Here is a 521-nt window from a genome sequence, read left to right on the forward strand (position 1 = left end):
ACAGGCATGAATGTTCCCTCCTGCAATACACGAAGCAATGAGGATTGCATATCAAATGGCAATGTGCCTATCTCATCAAGGAATAGCGTACCACCTTTGGCGGCATCGAAGTAACCACCCTTGTCTGTGTCTGCACCCGTAAATGCTCCTTTCGTATGTCCGAAGAACATCGAGGCGGCAAGTTCACGAGGTATCGCTCCGCAGTTTACCGCCACGAAAGGCATATCCTTGCGGGTGCTGTGGAAGTGAATGCTTCGGGCGATGGACTCTTTACCCGTACCATTGGCTCCGAGTATCAATACCGTTATGTCCGATGAGGCAACGATTTCGGCAAGATGCTCCGCCTCCCTTGCCTTTGGACTTATACGCTTGAATAGTTCCTTCTCCTTGCTGCGCATCGTTGCTATGGGCTTCAGCAGTTCCTTGACCATCTCCACCAGCTGCTCGTGATATACAGGCTTGGAGAGATAATCTTTTGCACCCATCTTGATAGCCTTGACAGCATCGGTAATGGAGGCATA

1 protein-coding gene is annotated in these 521 nt (G+C 50.3%); it reads right to left on the reverse strand.

The features are described from left to right. Positions 1-521: sigma-54 dependent transcriptional regulator (locus tag NW211_RS13985; RefSeq protein WP_258328289.1), on the reverse strand; the 521-nt coding region annotated here is incomplete at both ends.

The sequence above is a fragment of the Barnesiella sp. ET7 genome (assembly GCF_024733785.1).
Classification (GTDB): Bacteria; Bacteroidota; Bacteroidia; order Bacteroidales; family Barnesiellaceae; genus Barnesiella; species Barnesiella merdigallinarum.